Below are 721 nucleotides of genomic sequence, written 5' to 3'. Positions count from 1 at the left end.
CCTGTTCTCGTTCCGCACCACCCGCGATCCGGCATTCCGCTTCCGCAACGGCGAATTCACCATGATCGGCCTGGAGGTCGAGGGCCGGCCGCTTCTGCGCGCCTACTCGGTGGTCTCGGCCAATTACGAGGAGGAGCTGGAGTTCTTCTCGATCAAGGTCCAGGACGGCCCGCTGACCTCGAAGCTGCAGCACCTGAAGGTCGGCGACCCGATCATCGTCGGCAAGAAGCCCACCGGCACGCTGGTGCTCGACAACCTGCTGCCCGGCAAACACCTCTACCTGCTCGGGACCGGCACCGGCCTCGCACCCTTCCTGTCGATCATCAAGGATCCGGAGACCTACGACCGGTTCGAGAAGGTCGTGCTGGTCCACGGCTGCCGTCAGGTGCAGGAGCTGGCCTACGGCGAGACCATCACCGAGACGCTGCCGCGCCACGAGTTCCTGGGCGAGATGATCTCGAACCAGCTGATCTACTACCCGACCGTGACGCGCGAGCCGTTCCGCAACCGCGGCCGGATCACCGACCTGATGGTCTCGGCCAAGCTGTTCGAGGATATCGGCCTGCCGCCGATGTCGATCGAGAACGACCGCTTCATGCTCTGCGGCAGCCCCGACATGATCCGCGACACCCGCGAGCTTCTGACCTCGCGCGGCTACGAGGAGGGCAACCACGGCGAGGCCGCCCATTACGTCATCGAGAAGGCCTTCGTCGAGAAGTAG

General features: G+C 64.8%; 1 protein-coding gene. It reads left to right on the top strand.

Features of this window, described 5'->3' with window-relative positions; all coding sequences use genetic code 11:
* The first annotated feature begins 1 nt into the window (after position 1).
* Complete coding sequence (locus tag CIW48_RS32940; RefSeq protein WP_246695534.1) at positions 2–721, top strand: ferredoxin--NADP reductase; 720 nt, start codon at positions 2–4, stop codon at positions 719–721.

The sequence above is a fragment of the Methylobacterium sp. P1-11 genome (assembly GCF_008329595.1).
Taxonomy (GTDB): Bacteria; Pseudomonadota; Alphaproteobacteria; order Rhizobiales; family Beijerinckiaceae; genus Methylobacterium.
The sequence above is the reverse complement of the archived record's forward strand: the minus strand, read 5'-3'. Positions and strand labels throughout refer to the sequence as shown.